Annotated in this window: 21 protein-coding genes; 6 read left to right on the forward strand and 15 right to left on the reverse strand. The window is 54.2% G+C overall.

Translation table 11 applies throughout. The annotated features are described in order from the left end of the window. The first annotated feature begins 318 nt into the window (after window positions 1–318). Complete coding sequence (gene uvrD / locus G5193_RS15070) at window positions 319–2,490, forward strand: DNA helicase II (protein WP_005340805.1); 2,172 nt, start codon at window positions 319–321, stop codon at window positions 2,488–2,490. Window positions 2,491–3,515: 1,025 nt separating this feature from the next. On the opposite strand, the gene G5193_RS15075 is transcribed toward uvrD, so the two are convergent. From G5193_RS15075 to ydfZ, 4 genes are all read right to left on the reverse strand, one after another. Next, window positions 3,516–3,665: a hypothetical protein gene (locus G5193_RS15075; protein ID WP_279499374.1), complete on the reverse strand. Its 150-nt coding sequence runs from the start codon at window positions 3,663–3,665 to the stop codon at window positions 3,516–3,518. A 72-nt stretch (window positions 3,666–3,737) separates the two neighbouring features. After that, on the reverse strand, window positions 3,738–4,268 hold the full coding sequence (locus tag G5193_RS15080) for an REP-associated tyrosine transposase (RefSeq protein WP_421206274.1): 531 nt from the start codon (window positions 4,266–4,268) through the stop codon (window positions 3,738–3,740). Window positions 4,269–4,478: 210 nt separating this feature from the next. Continuing rightward, on the reverse strand, window positions 4,479–4,916 hold the full coding sequence (locus G5193_RS15085; protein WP_139390179.1) for a DUF2846 domain-containing protein: 438 nt from the start codon (window positions 4,914–4,916) through the stop codon (window positions 4,479–4,481). A 203-nt stretch (window positions 4,917–5,119) separates the two neighbouring features. Then, window positions 5,120–5,317, reverse strand: a complete 198-nt coding sequence (ydfZ, locus tag G5193_RS15090) for a putative selenium delivery protein YdfZ (protein ID WP_005342516.1) — start codon at window positions 5,315–5,317, stop codon at window positions 5,120–5,122. A 310-nt stretch (window positions 5,318–5,627) separates the two neighbouring features. On the opposite strand from ydfZ, the gene G5193_RS15095 reads away from it, so the two are divergent. Beyond that, the gene (locus G5193_RS15095) at window positions 5,628–6,128 is read left to right on the forward strand and encodes a DUF1993 domain-containing protein (RefSeq protein WP_005340817.1); all 501 of its coding nucleotides are present in this window, start codon (window positions 5,628–5,630) and stop codon (window positions 6,126–6,128) included. Between the two features lie 98 nt (window positions 6,129–6,226). Here the strand turns inward: G5193_RS15095 and G5193_RS15100 are convergent, their stop codons facing one another. The 7 genes from G5193_RS15100 to G5193_RS15130 all read right to left on the reverse strand — a co-directional run bounded on the left by G5193_RS15100 (window position 6,227) and on the right by G5193_RS15130 (window position 12,470). Then, entirely contained in the window at window positions 6,227–6,739 is a 513-nt protein-coding gene (locus G5193_RS15100; RefSeq protein ID WP_335843716.1) for a cupin domain-containing protein, read from the reverse strand. A 125-nt stretch (window positions 6,740–6,864) separates the two neighbouring features. Next, a complete protein-coding gene (locus G5193_RS15105; RefSeq protein WP_421206275.1) occupies window positions 6,865–7,227 on the reverse strand; it encodes a cystatin domain-containing protein in 363 nt (120 codons plus the stop codon). 100 nt (window positions 7,228–7,327) lie between these two features. Continuing rightward, window positions 7,328–7,984 carry a DUF3313 domain-containing protein gene (locus tag G5193_RS15110; protein ID WP_368150088.1) on the reverse strand — a complete coding sequence of 219 codons (657 nt, stop codon included), beginning with the start codon at window positions 7,982–7,984 and terminating at the stop codon, window positions 7,328–7,330. A 390-nt stretch (window positions 7,985–8,374) separates the two neighbouring features. Continuing rightward, a complete protein-coding gene (locus tag G5193_RS15115; RefSeq protein WP_421206276.1) occupies window positions 8,375–9,505 on the reverse strand; it encodes an ABC transporter substrate-binding protein in 1,131 nt (376 codons plus the stop codon). A gap of 57 nt (window positions 9,506–9,562) precedes the next feature. Further along, window positions 9,563–10,198: a LysE family translocator gene (locus G5193_RS15120; protein WP_421206277.1), complete on the reverse strand. Its 636-nt coding sequence runs from the start codon at window positions 10,196–10,198 to the stop codon at window positions 9,563–9,565. Window positions 10,199–10,238: 40 nt separating this feature from the next. Further along, the gene (locus G5193_RS15125) at window positions 10,239–11,060 is read right to left on the reverse strand and encodes a helix-turn-helix transcriptional regulator (protein ID WP_005357044.1); all 822 of its coding nucleotides are present in this window, start codon (window positions 11,058–11,060) and stop codon (window positions 10,239–10,241) included. Between the two features lie 198 nt (window positions 11,061–11,258). Continuing rightward, window positions 11,259–12,470 carry a 3-deoxy-D-manno-octulosonic acid transferase gene (locus tag G5193_RS15130; RefSeq protein ID WP_321537298.1) on the reverse strand — a complete coding sequence of 404 codons (1,212 nt, stop codon included), beginning with the start codon at window positions 12,468–12,470 and terminating at the stop codon, window positions 11,259–11,261. A 236-nt stretch (window positions 12,471–12,706) separates the two neighbouring features. Between G5193_RS15130 and G5193_RS15135 the strand changes: the two genes are divergently transcribed. After that, entirely contained in the window at window positions 12,707–13,768 is a 1,062-nt protein-coding gene (locus G5193_RS15135; protein ID WP_216952611.1) for a glycosyltransferase, read from the forward strand. Window positions 13,769–13,820: 52 nt separating this feature from the next. Next, window positions 13,821–14,798, forward strand: coding sequence for a hypothetical protein (locus G5193_RS15140; RefSeq protein ID WP_216952610.1), 978 nt, complete (start codon window positions 13,821–13,823; stop codon window positions 14,796–14,798). Window positions 14,799–14,836: 38 nt separating this feature from the next. Here the strand turns inward: G5193_RS15140 and G5193_RS15145 are convergent, their stop codons facing one another. From G5193_RS15145 to rfaD, 4 genes are all read right to left on the reverse strand, one after another. Continuing rightward, window positions 14,837–15,913, reverse strand: coding sequence for a glycosyltransferase family 9 protein (locus tag G5193_RS15145; protein ID WP_421206278.1), 1,077 nt, complete (start codon window positions 15,911–15,913; stop codon window positions 14,837–14,839). Then, the gene (locus tag G5193_RS15150) at window positions 15,910–17,136 is read right to left on the reverse strand and encodes an O-antigen ligase family protein (RefSeq protein WP_227341634.1); all 1,227 of its coding nucleotides are present in this window, start codon (window positions 17,134–17,136) and stop codon (window positions 15,910–15,912) included. The genes G5193_RS15145 and G5193_RS15150 overlap by 4 nt, the downstream gene beginning before the upstream one ends. A 3-nt stretch (window positions 17,137–17,139) precedes the next feature. Then, a complete protein-coding gene (locus G5193_RS15155) occupies window positions 17,140–18,900 on the reverse strand; it encodes a polysaccharide deacetylase family protein (RefSeq protein WP_227341635.1) in 1,761 nt (586 codons plus the stop codon). 118 nt (window positions 18,901–19,018) lie between these two features. Then, window positions 19,019–19,975: an ADP-glyceromanno-heptose 6-epimerase gene (gene rfaD / locus G5193_RS15160; protein WP_040069912.1), complete on the reverse strand. Its 957-nt coding sequence runs from the start codon at window positions 19,973–19,975 to the stop codon at window positions 19,019–19,021. Between the two features lie 158 nt (window positions 19,976–20,133). On the opposite strand from rfaD, the gene G5193_RS15165 reads away from it, so the two are divergent. Both G5193_RS15165 and G5193_RS15170 read left to right on the forward strand, forming a co-directional pair. After that, window positions 20,134–20,778, forward strand: coding sequence for a TetR/AcrR family transcriptional regulator (locus G5193_RS15165; protein WP_227341636.1), 645 nt, complete (start codon window positions 20,134–20,136; stop codon window positions 20,776–20,778). A 115-nt stretch (window positions 20,779–20,893) separates the two neighbouring features. Beyond that, complete coding sequence (locus G5193_RS15170) at window positions 20,894–22,084, forward strand: glycine C-acetyltransferase (protein ID WP_421206279.1); 1,191 nt, start codon at window positions 20,894–20,896, stop codon at window positions 22,082–22,084. Window positions 22,085–22,137 lie beyond the last annotated feature (53 nt).

Here is a 22,137-nt window from a genome sequence, read left to right on the forward strand (position 1 = left end):
AGTTTTTTATGCTAACAACCAAAAGACCCAAACGACATTTCTCTTATTGTTCAGCAAGTTACTGTAAACCGTTTTCCCCTCTTATTCATCCAGCCCCCCGGCAAGCCCGTGATCCGGCTCGCAAAATCCCCACAAACCGCGCGAGCAAGGATTGGCTACAGCTGGAAACCTCCCCGTCCTCCTCTCTCTGCGCCAGCCAAAATTGGCCGCACCGGTGCCCCTGCAACCGCCCATCTCGCCCCTCCCCCCGAGTTTGGATTTGGTCTGGCAGGGGGATGGCCGTATAATCCCCGCCTGTATAAATAAACAGGAGTGGTGATGGACGTTTCAACCCTGCTCGACGGGCTCAACGACAAGCAAAGAGATGCCGTTGCGGCGCCCCGCAGCAACCTGCTGGTGCTGGCCGGTGCCGGTTCGGGCAAGACCCGGGTGCTGGTGCACCGTATCGCCTGGCTGATGCAGGTGGAACGCTGTTCACCCTTCTCCATCATCGCGGTCACCTTTACCAACAAGGCGGCGGCCGAGATGCGCGGCCGGGTCGAGAAAGTGATCGGCGACGGCGTGCGCGGCATGTGGATCGGCACCTTCCACGGCATCGCTCACCGCTTGCTGCGGGCCCACCATCTGGATGCGGGCCTGCCGCAGGATTTCCAGATCCTCGACTCCGACGACCAGTACCGTCTCATTCGCCGAGTGCTCAAGGCGCTCAACCTCGACGAGAAGCACTGGGCCCCGCGCGCCGTGATGGGCTACATCAACGGCAAGAAGGACGAGGGGCTGCGCCCCGGCGACATCGACCTCTACGGCGACCCCGTCACCCGCACCTATCAGCAGATCTACAAGACCTATCAGGAGACCTGCGATCGCTCCGGTCTGGTGGACTTTGCCGAGCTGCTGCTGCGCGCCCACGAACTGTGGCTCAACAAGCCGCACATCCTCGAGCACTACCGCGACCGCTTTCAGAACATCCTGGTGGACGAGTTTCAGGATACCAACGGCATCCAGTACGCCTGGTTGCGGATGCTGGCGGGCAACAGCGGCAAGGTGATGATCGTCGGCGACGATGACCAGTCCATCTACGGCTGGCGCGGCGCCAAGATCGAGAACATCCAGCGCTTCCTGACCGACTATCAGGGGGCCGAGACCATCCGCCTCGAGCAGAACTACCGCTCCACCGCCAATATCCTCAAGGCCGCCAACAGCGTCATCGCCAACAACGCCGAGCGCCTTGGCAAGGAGCTGTGGACCGAAGGGGCCGAGGGCGAACCGATCTCGCTCTACGCCGCCTTCAACGAGGTGGACGAAGCGCGCTTCGTGGTCGGCCGCCTCAAGGATTGGAAGGAAAAGGGCGGCCTGTTGGCCGACTGCGCCATCCTCTATCGCTCCAACGCCCAGTCACGGGTGCTGGAAGAGGCGCTGATGCAGGACGCCATGCCCTATCGCATCTACGGCGGCTTGCGCTTCTTCGAGCGGCAAGAGATCAAGGACGCCATGGCTTACCTGCGTCTTATCAACAACCGCGGCGACGACGCCAGCTTCGAGCGGGTGGTCAACACCCCGACCCGCGGCATCGGCGATCGCACCCTCGAGATCCTGCGCGGCAACGCCCGCGATCAGGGGCTCAACCTGTGGCAATCGGCCAAGGCGCTGCTCAACGACAAGGTACTGACCGGTCGCGCCGGCAACGCGGTGCGCGGCTTTGTCGAGCTGATCGACGCGCTGGAGGAGCAGGTGTCCCTGCTGCCGCTGCACCAGCAGGCGGATATCGCCATCCAGAACTCCGGCCTCAAGGCGATGTATCTGGCGGAAAAAGGCGAGAAATCCCAGGCGCGGGTAGAGAACCTGGACGAACTGGTCACCGCCTGCCGCCAGTACCAGCGCCCGGACGAGCTGGAGGATATGAGCGATCTCTCCGCCTTCCTCGCCCACGCGGCGCTGGAGTCCGGCGAAAATCAGGCGGACGAATATGCCGACGCGGTGCAGCTGATGACCCTGCACAGCGCCAAGGGCTTGGAGTTCCCGCTGGTGCTGCTGGTCGGCGTCGAAGAAGGGATGTTCCCCAGCCAGCAATCCACCGAGGAGTCGGGCCGGCTGGAAGAGGAGCGCCGCCTCTGTTACGTCGGCATGACCCGCGCCATGGAAAAGCTCTACATCTGTTATGCCGAGAGCCGCCGCATCTACGGCCGCGAGATGTTCCACAAGCCGAGCCGCTTTATCCGCGAGATGCCCGCTGAGTGTCTGGAAGAGATCCGGCTGCGCACTCAGGTCAGCCGCCCCACCCAGTACGGCCGCTTTAGCCAGAACGAGGTGCAGCAGAGCTTTGACGCCAGCGGCATCAAGCTCGGCCAGCGGGTGCTCCATCCAAAATTCGGCGAAGGGGTGGTACTCAACTTCGAAGGGGTCGGCCAGCAGAGCCGGGTTCAGATCCAGTTCGACGACGTCGGCGCCAAGTGGCTGGTGACAGCCTATGCCAGATTGGAAGCGCTCTGATTTTTCCTACCTTTTGATGCAATCAACCCGGCCTAAGCCGGGTTGATTTTTATATTCGTTATCGCGACAACGTTAAATACGCGATCGTCCGAATACGCTTCGCTATTCGAACCTACAGCTGTGTTTAAACTGTGGAAGAACAATATTTGCCCCATATTGGACAAGGTATATTCAACTTAATTTTGCTATTAAAAAAGCACCCTTATCGCAAGCAAAAAAAGTTATTTAAATTTTCCATCCTCGATCGGGAGACTTGTATTTAGCGGAGCGGACGAATGAAAACCCGCTCAGTGTGAGTGGATACTAACAGATAGCAAGGGACTCACAATTTATCCACAGCGCGTCAGTTATCCACACATTGCAACTCTGTCTCTGCACCATTATCTTGTGTTACGAAGCGACAGGAGCACCACATATAGTGGTTTTACATCAACTAAGGAGCAACTCATGTTGAGAAGCGAAGTATCAAAACCTATCCCGGGCGAAACTGTGCCCATCCCATGGCAAATAATGGAGGTCATCCATGCCAAAAAGGCCACGACGTTCACGTCGTTCAACACCAAAGACTACAAATGATAAAGCCACCCTTCCAAAATGGATCAGGTGGCTCATATCAGGGTTCCTAGACGCTTTAAGACAAAAGCTTGTAGGATTTGTGTTTTTACTTCTGCTTAGTGTAGTCCCGCACGATTTCAACGATTACTTTTGGTCTCGCACACCAGAAGCAACCAAAGTGCAGTATTACCAGATCTAACCAAGGGCCTTCGGGCCCTTTTTTACACCCTTAACTTACAATTTGTGAGTCAAATGTGTAACCGGAATCATGGACAATCGTGACCTAGCCGTCAATGAAAATATATCACTATTTGTGATACCCCAACGTTCAGAGAAGCACAAAAACACAATATATTCATATGGTTAAATGACGCAGGGTCGTAGGTTCGATTAGCGAAGCGTAATCGGACGATCGAGTAATCGGACGTTCGCGTTATCGGACGCTTACAACGGAACAACCCTTTAGGGGTTTACTCCAATCCCCCCACCCCATCCACCGACCCACACCAATCCGGCGGATAGACGCCGCTCGCCACATAACGATGGAAGGTGGAATACGGCCAATCGGCCACCCGCGTGACATGACCATGCTTGAGCGGGTTGATATGGACGTAATCCATATGGCGGCGGTAATCCTGCTCATCCCGGATCAGCGTAATCGGACATTCACATTGACATAACCCTTGAGAGGTTTACTCCAATCCCTTCAACGCCCCATCCACCGACCCGCACCAATCCGGCGGATAGACGCCATTCGCCACGTAACGATGGAAGGTGGAATACGGCCAATCGGCTACCCGCGTAACATGACCATGCTTGAGCGGGTTGATATGGACGTAATCCATATGGCGGCGGTAATCCTGCTCATCCCGGATCAGGTGCTCCCAATAATGGCGTTGCCAGATGCCCCGCTCCCCGTGGCGTAAGCGGGTCTGGCTGCGCCGCTCGTTTACCGGCAAGGCGCGGGAAAAGTGGCTTTTGATCAACCGCCAACGCAGGGGGAAATCGGTGTCCCCCTCCGGCAAAGAGAGAATGCAGTGGAGATGGTCGGGCAACACCACCCATGCGTGAATGGCGAAGGGGTGAGCCTGTTGCACCTTGGCAACGCTTTGACGCAGCAGCTCGATCTGCTCCACCAGCAGCCGGTTGTTGCGCCGCTCCAGCAGGTTGACGGTAAAGAACCAGGTTCCTCCGGGCCACCATGCCCGCCGCCAATTGGCCATCCTGTCCTCCTCGTTGAGGCCGAAAAGCCAAGCATAGCCTTGCCTCACTTCGATCTGCTTGCGGGTCGTGATGATGCGGATGTTCGATTACGCGATCGTCCGATTACGCTTCGCTAATCGAACCTACATGGACAGGAAATCTGGAACACCCACTTTCGGGCAAAGGCGTAACTGGTGGAGCTACGCCTTGTTCTTGGTGGAAGCCTCTGGTCACTTAACCAACTTGCTCTCCATCACCCCTTGCTTGCCCTCCTCCTCACTGACCTGACTCAGCTTGGAGCGGGCCATCAGCAGGCCCATCTTGACCTCCTGCCAGACGTAGTAGTTTTTACCCGCCTCGGTGCTGAGGGTCAGGGTGGCATCGTTCTCCGACTTTGAGGTGATGGTGTGGCTGCCCGGCGTCACCTGCTTGAGGATATAGCTGTGGGCCACGGTATCGCCGACCGCCACACCATCCACCAGCACCGGCATTTTCACCGCCGTGCCGAAGGTCTCGTTGCGATAGATATAGAGGTTGGCCGCATCCTTGGGCGCCACAAACTGCTTGGCCTGCGCGTCTGCGGTGGCATCGGCCATGGGTACGGAAGCACAACCGGAAAGCAGCGCCGCCGACAGCAGGGCGGCACTCATCATTATTTGCCTGAACATAGTCGTTATTTTTTAGTGAGTTAACGGGATTTAAAGGTTCGCATGAGCCTGCTCTGGCTGACAATCGCTCAAATCGAGCGGGATGTGACCCGGTTCAATTTTTCGGCATTTGGTGGGATGAAGAGGGGAACTCAGAAACCCGGCCGCCAGATGGGACGCGGCGGTCGGGTGAATTGTAAAGAGTAGGGTGACAGGGAAAGGGATCAGCCTAGTCTAATCAACTCGATGGGGGCGTAGCGCTCCCCGGAGTTTGCCAGCAGCACACACTTCTCATGCTCCGCCTGATAGGGGGTCATATTGTCGGTATGGGCCTCTTTCAGAAAATCGACTGCGCCAGTGGCGGCAATCATCACGCGCTGACCTAGGTTCAGCACATTGCGGTTACGGTCATAGATCTTCATCTTATTCTCCTTTTCTTGTGTCCTGGCGGATGCGCAGGCGTGTGTCCAGGACAACGGCATTCAGCCTACGCCCCTGAAAAAAGGTGATTTATGTCACAGATCAAAAAAGGGGCGATAAGGGACTCACAGGTTCAAAAAGCGAGCAGGGCTGCTTGGCCAGCTGCTGTCGCGCGAAGTCGCGCTGCCCTGCCCTTTCGTCGTGGCGGGCTCGAACCCGGCAGCGGTTGGGGTATATTAGTGGTCGATTAGCCAGTCTCATTCACCGTGGCCGCGCACGCAGGCCGCTGTTTCAACAAGATGGAGAGTGCTCATGAATCGCGACATTACCGCCCAGTTCATCAAGATGTTGACCAACCTCGACCACTGTCTGGCCAAGGCCGAAGCCCACGCCGCGGCGAAGCAGTTCAACGTGGAGAACTTCTTCGGCGAGCGGCTGATCGTCGATATGCTGCCGCTGTCCAAGCAGGTGCTGATCTGCTGCGATTCGGCCCGCGCCGTGGTCGCCACCGCCAGCCACAGCGAACTGCCGGTGCTGGGTGATGACCCTAAAACGATCGCGGATCTGCGCGCCCATATCGGCAAGACCATCACCTATCTGCAAGGCAAGCTGGACGCGGACTACAGCCAGTACGCCAGCGGCCGTTACGTGCCCCACTGGGCGGGCGGCAAGGGGATGGATGGCCATACCTGCGTCCATGAATACGGCATTCCCAACTTCTACTTCCACCTCACCATGGCCTACGCCCTGCTGCGCCGCGCCGGGGTCGATCTCGGCAAGCGCGACTATCTGGGCGGGCTCAACCTGCAATAAGCGCTGCCCACTCGGTGCGAACAGATAGCAAAAGCCTGCCACGCGGCAGGCTTTTTTATATCGGGTGGTGCATAGCTGGTGCGCAGAAGAGCTGCGCCCTAGAAGGGGCCGTTGCTCTCGCGCAGCTTGTCGGGCAGGCCGTCGTGATCCCCCAGCTCGCGCTCGGGCACGTCATCCCAGTGCAGCTTGCCGAGGGTGATATTGCGCTCGGGATGAACGGCGTAGTGGATGCGGTTGTCCTCCCGGTCGGTATCGCCGATGCAGAGCAGCCGGACGATCTCCTCGGTGTTGTTGATAAAGGCGTGGGCTAGTCCGTCACCGGCCTTGAAGCCCACCGAATCCCCCGGTTGCAGCCGATAGAGCACGCCATCAAGCCAGACATCCGGCGTCCCCTCCAGCACGTGAACGAACTCATCCTCGGTCTTCTCGGCGTGGGGCCAGCTGGTGCGATGGCCGGGCTCGACGATCTCGTGGTGAATGCCGATGCGGCTAAAGCCGAAGTGTTTGCCGAGGGCGCAGCCGCGGGAAAGGGGCTCCTGACTGCCGGAGTAGTAGCGCGGCGTCTGCTCTTGCAGCTCGCGCCAGTGTTTGATGCAGGGGTGGCGATTCATAGCGGTTCCTTTTCTATGAGGATGCAGTCACGGGAGGGGTCATCCTGACTGTCAGAATGCGGGGAGAAAAGCAGAAATTTTCTGGTCAGATGAGCCCCTCTGACGAGGGGCTCAACAAGCAGGAATTACTTGGCCTTGACGCAAGGCAAGGGAGGAAGCTCGCCCTGTGCAGCCGGGCGGGTCATCTGGTAGTTGCCGGCAAGATCCCGATAGACACGGGTGTTCCACACCTCTCCGTTGTCGAGCTGGAACTCGATGTCGTAGTTGACCCCGGAGACCACCTGGCTGCGCACCTCGCGGATACTCTGCAGTTTGGTGGCCGTGTTCATGCGAGCCAGCACGCTGGCCAGCGCAGCCTCTCCTTCCGCATTGGGCAACGGCTGACTCTGCCAGCCACCCGCCATCGGAGCACACTCAGGCGTGGGTGACGAGGTGCTGCAGGCACTCAACAGGCCAGCAACAAGGATGGGTAACAACACACGTTTCATATCATTTTCTCCTGCCTGCAAAATGACCACCTTATCAACATCTTGCCATTATTGCAGCCCAAAAGGCTCCCGCTGCGCCCCGCTTGGACGCACCAATCGATCAGCGCCCCAGATTGTCCGCCAGCTGTTTGGCGCGGCTGGCCGCCCACTGGTCGATCATCTTCTCCATCTCCTCGGCGGTGATGGGCTCATCCTTGTGGGTAGTATCCGTACTCTCGCGGGCATCCATCACCCGCACCAGCAGCTTGCCGCTCTGGGAGTCGAGCAGCTGGGCCATGCTGCCCACCTTGAGCAGATAGGGCTCCTTGCCGATCACTTCGCGGGTGACGTTGATGGCGATCTTGGCCGGCAGCAGGTCACGCAGCTTGGGGTCGGGGCGGGTCAGGTCGAAGTTGGTGACAGCTGCCTGGATCCGCATCACTTTCGGGCCGGGTGCGGTGGCGATCTTGACGCCCTGCTTGATCAGCTCGCTCTGGAACTTGTCGTGGTAATAGCGGCCCATCTGGTTCTGTTCGTTGGCGGTCAGCAGATACCACTGACCGTTCTCCTGCCGGATAAACTGCAGCGGATCGAGCAGCACTTCATTGTATTGGCGCAGGTCAACGCCCGGCTCCTTGTAGACGCGCTGATTGGGGTTGCTCTCGCTCTGCTGGAAGGCTGTCAGCGGGATCGCCTGCAAGCTGTGGGATACCTGATTCTTGACGGCGCAGCCACCCAGCAGGGCCGCAGCCACGGCAACCATCACGACCTTTTTCATATTTGCTCCTGCATTTTACTGTTTGTTTTTGCTGTGGATTTCGCACCACATGGCTGGAGAACCCGTGCCGGATGCCACCAATGTCACAGAGAAATAACCTATTCATCACCTTCCCACAAGGGACAGATCAGGATTGTTCAGCTCACATCCAAGTTGTCACAATTGAGGCACTTTTGTACAGGGTCAGCCAGGGTATGAACGGCAATCTGGCGAGGGTTCGGTTGTTTAATCCGGCTAAATGGGACTGCGGTAAGCGCACAGTTTTTTCAAACGATGGGGGCCCGCGAGCGGCGTGAGTTGAACGGGGAAATGCCATGGAACGGGCGATGACCGATCATCAGCCATCTTGCGCAAACTTGCCTGCCGCCGGAGAAGCGGCAGGCTCATTCATCAGTTATCGAGATCCCAGGGGCACAGCTTGACCAGCCCCTCTTTGCCGCTGGCGACGATCGCCTGCTGCACCATCCGTTTGTAGCGATTCTTGATATGGGCGGGCAACGCGGGCACCAGCAGCCGCTCGTCAAACTCCGGCAGCGGGCGATCCGGCAGCACCGCCTGCTCCTGCGGGCTGAGGGGCGGCCGGGAGGCAATATTGCTGGCCGAGATGGTGGGCGTGCCCACCAGCATCTGGCGTTGCAGCGGCGCGCTCAGCAGAAAATCCACAAGCAGGTAGGCGGCCTTGAGCCGAGCGGGATCATCGCCGACATGACGGGCGATAGAGATCGCATCGAGGGCATAGATGGCCCCCTCCTGCACCATGGCGATCCGCCACAGCTGCTCGTTCTGCTTGTTGCACTCCACCAGCTCCAACCCCCAGGTGGTGGCAAAGGTCTGCTGGCGCAGATCCTCGCAGCGGTTGGCCTGATTGAACCAGAAGCCGCGACTGGCTCGCAGCCGCTGCGAGAGCTGCTGCTCCACCTCTTGCTGCAAGGTCTTGTCGGCCAGCATCTCGCCGCTGGCAAACAGGGCGGGCGACTTGCCCAGCGAGAGCAGCACCGAAAAGAGCAGCGGCTCGAACTGGTCGCAGAACTCGGCAAACTGGCCCGGCGGCGAGCTGTTGGCGAGCACCTGCCAACTGGTGGGCGCTTGCGGCACCTGCTTGCTGTCATAAGCGAGGCTGAACATGGCGTAGGAGAAGGGCACCGAGTAGTTGCGCTCTCCCTGCTTGTCATACTCGGTGTTCTTGAGGGCGGGCTTCACCTCGGGGTAGTGCTGCAGGCGGCTGAAATCGATGGGGAGCAGCAGTTTGAACAGCGGCTGGTGATGGGCCTTGTAGAAGTAGCTGGTCGGCAGCACCACATCGGCGCTGCGGGTGCGCAGGGCGCGGTAGACGCTGTCGAAATCGGTCAGCAGTGGCTCGATCCGGCTGACCGTCGCCTCCACCCCATGGGCTTTGGCGTAGTCGGCAAACTGTTGTTCATAACCCGCAGGCAGATAGCCCCACTCCAGCAATTTGAGCTGAACCGGGGCCGCCAGCGCCGGGGTCATCCCCAACAACCAGCAAAGAGGCAGTAGACGCATGGCCGGGCACTCCTGACAGGTAAACCTTGTTGGAGTATAGGCCCATGCGCCGACTCGTCAGGCCACCAGCTCGGCCCCCATGCTCGCCAGAATGGAGAGGCTGACCACCGCAAACAGCACGCCGGTCACCAGATTGAGCGGCCGCTGCACCCGCAGCAGCAAGCGCTGGGCACGATCGGTGGAGAGGCTCCACGCCAGCAGCCCGAACCAGCAGAGGGAGATGATGAAGAGCTCGCCCACCAGCAGGCTGCGGGTCATTCCGTCCACCTCTGGCGTCACCATGGCGGCCAGCAGACCGATAAAGAACACCAGCGCCTTGGGGTTAAGCAGGTTGGTGGCAAGGCCAGTGCGCACGCCCCTGCCCCAGCCGCGCAGCTCGTTGGCGGCGCTGGCCATCAGGGTACTGCTCTGCTGGCGAGCCGCCATCAGGGCACCCCACCCCAACCAGCCCAGATAGAGGGCACCGCAGCACTTAATCACCATAAACAGCAGCGGATGGCTGGCAATCAGCATGCTGATCCCGGTCAGACTCAGGGTGGCGTGCACCATGATCGTCAGCGAGATGCCCAGCGCCGCACCAAGAGCGGTCGGCCGGTGCAGGCTGGTGCGCAGGATCAGGGCGAAATCGGGGCCGGGGCTGGCCAGTGCAATCAGGTGCATCAGGCCGAGGGTAACGAACAGACTGGTCAGCATAACAACTCTCGCTTTAACGACGGAGAGCCAGCATGGCGGATCAGCGGGGGGCGCGGCTTGTAAAAGATTGCATCTGGGCACGAAATTCGGCGGGTGTCAGACCGAATGCCTGGCGAAAGCCGTGGTGGAAGTGACTCTGATCGAAGAAGCCGACCGCCAGCGCCACCTCGCTCACCGCCATGCCGCTCGCCAGCAGCCGCTTGCCCTGCTCCAGCCGCAGCCGTTTCAGCCAGGCGTAGGGAGTCATGCCGCTGCGCTTCTTGAACTGGCGCAGGAAGGCGAAACGATCGAGCCCGAGCAGCCCCGCCAGCTCTTCCAGCGAGTGGGGCTCGTCGAGGGCGGCCATCAGGTAGTCGCGCAGGAATCGCAATTGGGGATCCGCCAACTGGTGTACCTCGGGGGCCAGATGCAGCAGCTCCCCCAGCAGGGCAAGCAGCTGGCTCTCGATCAGCAGGCCATCGGCCTTGGGGTTGTCGAGATAGCCGTGCAGCTGGGCAAAGCCCTGATAGAGGTCGGGGCGGCTCTGCAATCCCTTGTCGAAGAAGGGTTCCGGCTGCTCCGGCAGCCAGAGCGCCAGCTGCTGCGGATCGATGGCGAAGACCCGCACCTCGTACCCTTCCGGCAGCAGGCTGAGGCCGTCGTGCACCTCATCCGGGTTGACGGTAGAGAGCACACCGCGCACCAGATGGTGGCTGTTCCCCTTGTGGATAAACTTCTGGCCACCCCGCTGCACCAGCCCGATATGGTAGTCGAGATGGACATGGCGGCCGTAGCTGAACGCCCTGTGGTGGGAGTGTGACAGCTCGACCCCCGGCAGGTGCGGGGATTGCCAGTAGCGGATGAGGGAATCGGTGGTATTCATGGGTTATAGATACACCGCAAACAAGCTGAAAGCTTGTAGATTATTGCATTCCGGCTATGCCTTTGCAGCTGGTGCAATGGCAACCAAAGCAGGTCGGCTACGCCACCAGCGATAACCGGCAACCACAACCCGCTTATTGAGCTACGGAAAAAGCAAAGGGAGGCATTACGCCTCCCTTCGACTGATCACACAACCCAGTTACTTGGGTTGCAGCTTCATCTCCTGCAAATACTCCTGCACCTGCTGCTTGTAGTCCGCCTGATAGGAGAACTTGGTGCTGTCGCTCGCCGCAATCAGGTTCACCGCTGTACAAAACAGGGTGGCAGCCAGCAACCCCTTGCCAACCCACTGAGGATGGTTGCGGCTCCAGCTAACCAGCAACAGCAGGATCGGGAACAGGGCATAGGGGAATATCAGCATCAGGTGCCAATAGTTAAAGATGATGGGCGAGAGCGCCGCACTCACCAGCACAGCCAATACGGCCGCCAGCGCATAGAGGCCGAGCCAGCTCGTGCCGTCCACTGATGCACGGTCGCTGCGCAGCAGACGCGGCTTGAGATCCCGCCACAGTTGCCAGTTGGCCTTGGCCGCCAGCAACACGGTGGCAGAGCCCACCCCGTAGATCACCACCCGCCACAGCCAGACTGCTGTCATCTGCAAATATTCATGACCCGCCAGCCAGATGAACTGGGTGTCGTTGACCAGCTTGCTGGCAAACAGCCAGGAGCCGTAACGCAGCCAGTAGATCACCGATTTCAGCACCGGATAGACATGCACCAGCCCCCATCCGATATAGCGCTGACGCGCTTCGGGATCGACGTTCTGGGTGATATGGCTGTTGCTCATCACTTCCATGGCGTAAGGGATCAGAGATGCACCGATCAGCAGGGCTGCGACCACCGCCCCGCTCCAGCTCACCTTGAGGATTCGGCGCCAGAAGAGGTAGGTGGAGATCACAGCCAGCAACGGCCAGGAGTAGTGCAACTGCATCGCCATACCGATAGCCAGCAGATGAACAATCATGTGCCAGAAGGAGGCCCGCTCGCGCATATGCCAAGCCGACCAGCAGTGCATGGCCGAGAAGAGGAAGAGATAGGAGGGGTTGTAGAGCAAACTCTCATACTGGAACCAGGGGTTGAGCCAGCAGAGCACCAGAAACAGCAACCGCGCATTGCCCTTCGATACGGGGTCAACAAACACCTGGCGGATAACCGCATCAAATAGCAGAAAACCGACCAACCGCATCACCAGCAGCAACACCATGGGGGCATAGGGAGAATCCCACAGTAGCAGCGGCCCACCAATCAGCCAGGACGACAAGCTCCCCGGCACATTGCCCACCGCACTCGCCGCATTGCCATAGCTGAGCCAGACCCCCTCATAGGCTCCAAGGTAACCCTTGTAGAGCATCTGGGTCTGGTCGCCGGTGAGGAGCTGATTAACAGTAAACAACCAGGAGAGCAGCAGCCCAGCAAATATACAGACCGCGAATAATGCGTTATGGTAGCGCCCACTAAGACCAATCATTGATCTACACCTATTGAAAAAATTGCTAACGACTTTAACAGTTGCCACCTGATTTTGCTCGTTTACGATTCACATTTTTAGTAGATTTACCAGTCAGTTATGAGACCCGCGGAGCAGTTATGACCCCACCAGTTAAAAAGTTTTTATTCATTGTTGAAGACTTGTATGGTGGTGGTGCGGAAAAGGTTCTGCTCAATACCGCATCCTTGCTAAAAGATGCAGGTGTCGATGTTACCTTGTTTACCTTGCGGGAAAAAATAGACCATACGCTACCTGACAACATTCACCCGATTAATCTTGGCATTGTCACAAAGCTGACTAAAGCCATATCCAATGTTGCGGTTGAAAAAATACAAGCATCTCTGATCTTGAAAAAAGTCCAAGAGATCTCGCCTGACGTAATTATCTCATGCTCATGTGACAAAATTACCAGACACCTGCCTGATACACTGAATATTTATTACTGGATCCACGGAAATGTCACCGGCTTTGCCAAAGACAATGCCAAAGGATATGAAAAATTCAAGCGTTTCTATAATGGCAAGAAACTGATCTGCGTATCTCGAGGCATCGCGGACGACATTTTGCACAATGTAAGAGCCACACCAAAATCGTGTCAGGTTATCTACAATCCGTTTGATATCGAGAAAATTCAGGCGTTGGCCGATGAGCCTTTCAACAAGCCATTCGACAAGTATTTCATCCATGTCGGCACTTTCGAAGAACGAAAACGCCACGATCGTCTCTTGCAGGCATATCAGCTAAGCGGCGTTGCTACGCCACTCGTTCTGATGGGCAAAGGGGAGCGACGCCCTCACATTGAAGCCATGATCGAGGAGATGAACCTTGCCAACAAGGTGAAGATCATCGACTTTCAGAAGAACCCCTACCCCTATATCAAAACCGCTCAGGCGCTCATCCTGACATCCGATGCTGAAGGGCTGCCAACAGTGCTTATTGAAGCACTCATCTGCCATACCCCGGTAATCAGCGTGGATTGCCCGTCTGGACCGGCAGAAATTCTTACTGGGCCACTGCAAGATAACCTTTGCTCCCTTTTTGACATTCCCAAAATAGCGCAAAAAATATCTCGTATGGATATTGATAAAATGCATATACCAGATCATTTTTACAGCCCATTCTCTAGTACAGAGACCATAAAATCATTTATGTCACTTTAGTTTATTAAATTTAATGAAATAACATTGAAATGTCATTTTGAGAGCTAATCCAATGAATATCCTATTAATAGGTATTGATAACGCAGGGCTCATTACCCCGATAGTTGAAGAGATGCGACAACAAGGACACGTGGTTACATTTATTGAGAATGGAGAAATATCTAGATATGATTACCTGCACCCAGTAGAGAGAATATCAAACTTAATTTCAAAGGCTCTGTTTAAAAGAAATTTAAAACAAGAAAGAAGCTGGCTGTCGACCACCCAGTTTTTGAATGGTTTTACAAAAAACCGCCACTTTGATATCACTATCCTCACTAATCCTGATATTTACACGGCAGAACATCTGACACAGCTCAAAAAATGCACCAACAGGATGATTTGCCACCTGTGGGACAGTACTCTCAGAATGCCAAATAATATCAAAAACATTTCACTTTTTGATAAAGTTTTGAGCTTTGATCCGCAAGATGTTAAAAAATATGGCTTTACACCAGTAACTAACTACTATAAAAAGAATTTAACCCCACTCCAACCAAACAGAAACTATGATGGTGATGTGTTTGGTATTTTTAGCTTTGATCGTGAACGCTACGCCTTTATGACTGCATTTCTGGATGCCAACCCAGACTTAAAAATTAAAATCATGATTTATGTTGATCACCACCGAAAGATCAAAAAAATAAGAGACAAGAGAATCGAAATAATTACCAAGCCAATTACTGGTGATGAACTATTGGCAATCTCATCGGCTTATCACTGTATTCTTGATATAGGATACCAGTCACAAAAAGGCTTGTCTTTTAGATTCTTTGAGTCTCTTGCCTATGAACAAAAAATAATATCAAATAACAATACCGCAGAGACATTTCCGTTCTTTCATCCCAACAATATATTTTGCATAACAGATACAGATCTAAAAGTCTCACCTGACTTTTTAACGATCCCTTATCATCACATATCTGACGAGATAAAAAATCAATACAGACTAGATATATGGGTAAATAAATACATAAAGGCGATGCTTTAATTTTTATTCTGCACCAGGCTATGGTGCAGAAATCTAAATTATTGTGCTATGTACTGAACATACCAATCATTAAATTGATTCTCAAACTCCTCCATATTAATGTAGTTTACATTTTGTTCTTTTTTGGCATCAACATACATTACCATGGCTTTCTCAAAATTTGGTAACCACTCCCGGTTTTCACCTTTACCAAAATTATCATTATATATTCCAAATATAGGTTTTTTCAGCCCTGCGGCAATGTGTACTGTCGCCGTATCTACAGACACGATACCGATACTATTTCTTATTTGAGCGAATAGAACACCTAAAGAATGGGATGAGTCATGTGTGATAACTCTTTCCCTTAAGATATCAGGCATTCTCCTGATATTGTGTTCTGTTTCAATTTTCTTTATCGGTGGATAGAGCAAACATACATTATATCCAGGCTTGCTCAACATAACCTTCAGGATCTCGATAATTTTTTCATCATTAAATGTTCGTGAGCTGCCACTACCGTAAGGATTAAAACAGATTGCGGGATTATCAGGCCAGCTAGATTTAACGCTTGACTCATCTTCAAGATATTCTGGAACAATATAATCTGTATCGGGGTTATCAACCCCCATTTTATTAACGGCCAAGGCAAACTTCTGTGAGAAGTGAATATTCTTGGTTAAATGACCAATTTTAATATTCACACATTTTATTTTGTCATCTATACCAATAACATTTTTTACAGATAATTTTGAGATAAAGAAAATATCTTTCATCTTCATTTCATTAGTAAGATGAACAAGATATTCAATATCTCCTATATCTCTAGCCAATGAGGCGAGTGCTGCATAACTTGGTCTTTTCGGAATAGAATAAACTTCATCAAAAAGAAATTGGTTTTTAAATAAAGACCTCATCTCAGGGGTTGTAATTGCAACTACTTTTTTGCCTGGAAACTTCTTTTTTATTTCACGAGCGACCCAAGATGATACTATGGCATCCCCCAATTTGGCATCCCAACGAACAAAGACTATAGCACCATCTTTACTTGAAGCTGATTTCAAAGATCGGTCAAAAAGCACAACCCCTATTTTACGACGAATGATATCGCGCCATGATTGCAATTTCTTAATCATTTTCTTCCCTCCAAAGGCGATACCTTTATTGTGGTAATTAAAGCCGAAAATAAAAACATGAAGAATATCATCCCGGAGTTATGACTTATAAATGCTTGACTCAAGCTATAATCAACAAGAGTTAATGATGAAACCGCCAACATACTACTGACCAATAAGTTATCTCTATTTTTACTCGCAACCCAAAGTGGATAAAAGTACAGCAGAGCTAACATCAAGAAGCCTATAATGCCGCGTTTAGCCAATTCATCTAAAAATTGATTATGTGCATGTGAGTTAAAATTATAAATGAACTCGGATATAGAACCATTATTATATTGGTTTAATTGTGATAAGCGAATGCCGTTATTTCCCCAACCAAAAATTGGTTTTTCCAAAAAAGAGTTATATGCACTTTCCCACAACTGCAATCGAATGCCTAGAGATGTATCCGGATTCACACCATCAAAATAATGAACAACATCCGCTTTTGCATTATATATCCTATCCATTACGCCACTTTGCGGAAGCATAGCCAAGAAAAGCAACAAGGCACATACAGTGCTTGCATAGAGACCATCTTTGAGGGATAGCTGTTTTCTAAAATAAAAAACTATTGTAAACAAGACGATTGGAAGTAAAACCCAGCCACCTCTGGTCCCGGAGAGAAAACTGCCTATCCCCCCCATTAAAAATGAAAGAAGCATAAAGGCAGCAATGTTTTTCTTCCCTAAATGGCGGAACCAGAAAAAAGCACACAGACATAACAATGCCAATGTCATGCTGATGTTTCCTGACTGAATTGGCATGCTTTCATCAAAAGCTCGAGGCATTCCAAGATAAAACTTTTCATATATTGCGATTAGACCTGAACTCACTGCTCCTATAGAGAGGCCAGCAATAAGAACGTTTATGTTAATGGGGAACACACTTAATAAAGGTAAGGTCATTGCAGCCATTAACAAGCGACTTGGTCGGTCTAACTCTTTGAGAGCGCCACCATCAATCCCGATTGATACTGCTTGGATGACAAAAAAAGAGATGAATATATATGATAATATTTTCACCTCTGAACTCATTGCCAAATAATATTTTTTACGCCAAAAGACAAAAACACTTGCCAAAACTAAAATGCTGGGCCCATATCCATAGCCACTGGGGACCGTTAAAACTATTGCGCCAAATAAAAAAGCTGCAAATTGCACAATAATATTTAGTCGTAGGCAATTATTATCTAAATTCACAAGTTATTTCCTGAACACATAATTCCCACGAATTTTTCGCCACAGCCCGAATACATCGGTACGGGGGAAGATGGCAATCCGGCGGATCTGGAAAGGGTCCTGGTGCATTGCTTTGGGGCCGCTATTGGTAGCGACAGCAAAACGATACCCGGCGGTGATAGCCTGTTCCTTGGCACTCTCATCCATATCTCCGTAAGGGTAGGCAAACGAGAGCAGCGGATGGCCAAGCAGGGCCTCCAGTTGGCGTTTATTCTCCTGAATTTCATGGGCTTGTTGTTCGGGTGTGAGCTTGCTCAAGCGGGGATGGGTCAGGGTATGACCACCAATTTCCACATGACCGCTGGCGGCCAGCGCTTTGACCTGCTCACCACTCATTAGCGAAACCTTGGTATCCGGATTGGTCGGATGCTCCACATCCCAACGGTTATAACCTTCACCTGTGACTACGTACACCACAGCTTTGTAACCATATTTTTCCAGCAGTGGCAGCATGCGGGTCAGGTTGTCCTGATAGCCGTCATCGGCGGTGATCATCAGGTACTTCTTGCCGTATTGCAGACGGTGGATAAAGCCTTTGTCCGCCAAATCGCGGAAAGTCAGGGTCTCGTAGCCGAGCCACTTCATCAGGCGCAGATGCTTCTCGAACATGGTGATCGGCATCCAGGTGCCGTGCACCCCTTTCTCGCTATCCTGTTCGATAAAGCGGTGGTACATGATGACCGGCATCTCGCGGCGCAGGGTTTCAACCACCGCATCCTGATAGATGGTTTCGAGGCCGGATACTACCCCCTGCAAGCCATACTCATCCTGAATGCGCTGCCGAATGACTTCCGGCACCACCTTGCTTGCGAGGGCGGATTCGATTTCTCCCTTCAGGGCAGCAAAATCGATAGCCAGATCCTTGGGACCGATATCGCCAAAATTACTCGCCAGCGCCTCGTCCAGATTTCGTTCCGTCACCAGACCAATGGCCCTGGCTTCACCAATGGCAAAGGCGGGCCGACCACAGAGCAGTGCTTCCATCGCTACCCGACCGGCACCAATCACCAGATCGCAACTCGCCAGCAGAGCGGGCACATCATCGACATAGCCAACAAACTCGGTGCGTCCTTCGAAACGGGCAAAGCGCTCCGGTACCTTGGTACCGCTGACAATCCGCACCTTGCAGGCATCCAGGTCGAGCACTTCATCGAGCAGACGGTAACAGAGCTCTCCTTTGGGGCCACTCAGGCGCCCGATGATGGCAATCACCGGCTTTGGGTTGTCCGGCACAAGCACAGGCTGGAATTTGTCGGTCTCGATACCGTTGCGCAGCACCTGCACGATCGCGGGATCTACCCCCAGATTGTCGACAATCTGATGGGCAATATCCTCACAAACGGCAACCGCCCGATAGCCGAGTGCATGGAAGGCCTTGCGCGAAGCGTGCACTGGCTGGCGACCATGCACCGTGGTGATCATCGGGGTGCCAGTCAGCTTGCAAGCCACATAGCTGCTCCAGCCGGAGGCGCGGGAGTGAGCATGCACCAACTGGATATGGTGCTTCTTGATGAGATAGATAAGGTAGAAGACGTGCCAGAAGCGGCGCAGAATACTGCGCTTGTTGAATCTCAGTTTGAAGACGGGGCCAAGCGTCGGCTTGGTCAGGGTATCTGACACATAAAAGACGTTGTGACCACGCCGGGTCAGTTCGTTACCGACCGTGGTGGCATAGACCTCAGCTCCCGTTACCTCGAGTTGGGAGAGAGCCATCAATATATTCATCGCGTGGTTACCCGGTAGAGAAGAGAGGAACGGCAAGCAGCCACAGAGACCAGAAACCGGAAGCAGGCGAGTGCCCACTTCCGGTTTTGCGCTCAAACTGCCGCGTTGTGCTCACCCGTTAGCGGTTGAGCCAGGCCATGTAATCCGCTACCCCTTCGGCAACGGTTTTGAACTCGGCGTCATAACCCACGCTGCGCAGCTTGGTCATGTCGGCCTGGGTAAAGCTCTGGTAGCGACCCTTGAGGTGATCCGGGAAGGGGATGTATTCGATAGAACCCTTCTGATGATGCTTGATCACCGCTTCGGCCACGTTCTGGAACGGCTCGGCACGGCCGGTACCACAGTTGAAGATGCCGGAGTGCTGCGGGTTCTGCCAGAACCAGAGGTTTACCTTGCAGACGTCGTCGATATAGATGAAGTCACGCATCTGACCACCGTTCGGGAAGCCATCGCAACCTTCGAACAGCTTGGGATTCTCGCCCTTCTTCACCTGGGTATTGAGGTGGAAGGCGACGGAAGCCATAGAGCCTTTGTGCTGCTCGCGCGGGCCGTAGACGTTGAAGTACTTCAGGCCAACGACCTGAGAGTTGATCTCCGGCATCCAGCGGCGCACGTACTGGTCAAACAGCTGCTTGGAGTAGCCATAGACGTTGAGCGGCTGCTCGAACTTGGGATCTTCGATGAAGTTGTCGTTGCGGCCACCGTAGGTCGCGGCAGAAGAGGCGTAGATGAACGGAATTTCACGCTCGATGCAGTAGTGGAACAGATCCTTGGAGTACTCGTAGTTGACCTCCATGATGAACTTGCCGTTCCACTCGGTGGTGGCAGAGCAGGCACCTTCGTGGAAGATCACCTCGATGCCGTTGTCCCACTCTTCAAACTCGTCACCGGAGACGATGCGCGCCTGAAACTCATCTTTGTCCATGTAGTCAGCGATGGTCAGATCGACCAGGTTGACGAACTTGGTGCCGTCGGTCAGGTCATCAATGACCACGATATCGGTCCGTCCTTGAGCGTTCAGCTGCTTGACCAGATTGCTGCCGATAAAGCCAGCACCGCCAGTTACTACGATCATGGAGTTTGCCTCTCGTACGTTGATGGCTACATGTGACTGCTTGTTAAAGCTGTGTATAGTGAGCCAATTTGAAATTGCCGAAAAGTTTATCACGGGCCGTCCGGGGATTCGACCTTGTTCAAAACTGCCCCGAGCGGAACCTGTTGGAGGAATGAGTGATGAAAACCAGAGACAGGATCATTCACAGCGCGACCGAGCTGTTCAACGATCAGGGTGAACGCAACATCACCACCAACCACATTGCGGCGCACATGGGTATCAGCCCGGGCAACCTCTACTACCACTTCCGCAATAAAGAAGACATCATCCACTCCATCTTCGACCAGTATGCCCGTCACCTGAGCGAGAGCTTCGTGCCGACCCGCAACCATGAAATCACCCTGCAGGATCTGATGGGCTATCTCGATGCCATCTTCTATCTGATGTGGCAGTTCCGCTTCTTCTACGCCAACCTGCCGGACATCCTGAGCCGTGACGAACCGCTGCAACAGAAGTACCTCAAGGCCCAGGAGCAGATGCGTTCTTCCGTGGTCGCGCTGCTCAGAAGCCTGCGCGAAGGGGGCATTATCGATGTCAGCGATGAAGACCTGCCGGATCTGGGACAGACCATCAAGATGGTGGTGACCTGCTGGATCCCCTTCCAGATTGCCCAGGCCCCCAACACCCGCATCACCAAACCTCTGCTCTATCAGGGCGTGTTGAAGGTGCTGTTCCTGCTGCGCCCCTATGTGCAACCCCAGGTAGCCGGACAGATCCAGCAGCTGGAACAACACTACCGTCAGCTGGCCCAACCAGCTGGGTGAGATCTGTTTCACATTTGTTGAATATCAGCACAATCATTTGAATTTACCGCAACAGATTGCAGTAAAATGTCGCCCTCTGTTGATACGCAGCTGAAATAGCCACTAAGGATCGAGGATGTCTAACGGATTCTATCGTCACCTGACCGAGCAACTGAACCAGGTGCAAGCTGAAGGGTTGTACAAGCAGGAGCGCATCATCACCTCCGCCCAACAGGCCAGCATCGCCGTCGGCGGTGAGCAGGTACTGAACTTCTGTGCCAACAACTATCTGGGATTGGCCAACCACCCGGATCTGATCGCCGCCGCCCATCAGGGACTCGACAGCCACGGCTTCGGCATGGCCTCGGTACGCTTCATCTGCGGCACCCAGGATCAGCACAAAGCGCTGGAGCAGAAGATGTCTGCCTTCCTCGGCACTGAAGACACCATCCTCTACTCCTCCTGCTTCGACGCCAATGGCGGCCTGTTCGAGACCCTGTTCGGCGCCGAAGATGCCATCATCTCCGATGCCCTCAACCACGCCTCCATCATCGACGGCGTGCGGCTGTGCAAGGCCAAGCGTTATCGCTACGCCAACAACGACATGGCCGAACTGGAAGCTCAGCTCAAGCAGGCTGATGCCGACGGCGCCCGCTTCAAGCTGATCGCCACCGACGGCGTCTTTTCCATGGATGGGGTCATCGCCGACCTCAAAGCCATCTGCGATCTGGCAGACAAATACGATGCGCTGGTGATGGTGGATGACTCCCACGCCGTCGGCTTTATCGGCGAAAATGGTCGTGGCACCCACGAATATTGCGGCGTGATGGAGCGGGTCGACATCATCACCGGCACCCTGGGCAAGGCGCTCGGCGGCGCGTCCGGTGGCTATACCTCCGGCAAGAAAGAGGTGATCGACTGGCTGCGTCAGCGCTCCCGCCCCTACCTCTTCTCCAACTCGCTGGCCCCCTCTATTGTCGCCGCCACCATCAAGGTGATCGACATGCTGGCGGAAGGTCACGACCTGCGTGCCCGCCTGAAAGAGAACAGCCGTTACTTCCGCGAGCGGATGAGCGCTGCCGGTTTCACCTTGGCAGGCGCCGACCACGCCATCATTCCGGTGATGCTGGGGGATGCCAAACTGGCCTCCGAAATGGCAAGCCGCATGCTGGCAGCTGGCATCTATGTGGTGGGTTTCTCCTTCCCGGTCGTACCTAAGGGTCAGGCACGCATTCGCACCCAGATGTCTGCCGCCCATACCCGCGAACAACTGGACAAGGCGATCGACGCCTTTATCCGCATCGGCCGTGAACTCGGCGTTATCTGATTTGAATCAAGGGGCTGCAGCCCCTTTTTTCTGCATTCATATTGAAGGAACAG

This window comes from Aeromonas sp. 601027, assembly GCF_049174455.1.
GTDB lineage: Bacteria > Pseudomonadota > Gammaproteobacteria > Enterobacterales > Aeromonadaceae > Aeromonas > Aeromonas veronii_A.